Origin of the sequence: Bacillus sp. SIMBA_008, from assembly GCF_046535495.1 — a bacterium.
Taxonomy (GTDB): Bacteria; Bacillota; Bacilli; order Bacillales; family Bacillaceae; genus Bacillus; species Bacillus subtilis.
The window spans coordinates 1-235 of the sequence record NZ_JAWRWL010001281.1 but is presented as its reverse complement, the minus strand read 5'-3'; the positions used below and the strand labels follow the sequence as shown (position 1 = coordinate 235).

The following is a 235-nucleotide window of genomic DNA, read 5'->3' as shown; positions in this document are numbered from 1 at the left end:
CGGAAGAGTACGGCTTAAACATGCTGAAAGCGGGCGCCGACTTAAGCAAAAAAACTGTGGAAGAACTGATTTCTCTTGATGCGAAAGAGTTCACGCTCGGCAGCAAAAAAGTCGAAATCGCCCAAGTCAACACAGTTGATATTGAAGATGTCAAAAAGCGGCAGCCGGAATTAGAAGCGGCTCTTTCAAAAGTAATTGCCGAGAAGAACCTTGACCTCTTCCTTCTCGTGATTAC

General features: G+C 45.5%; 1 protein-coding gene. It reads left to right on the top strand.

The features are described 5' to 3' along the window. On the top strand, nucleotides 1-235 hold a 235-nt coding region (locus SB658_RS27555; protein WP_410603748.1), incomplete at both ends, for a DHHA2 domain-containing protein.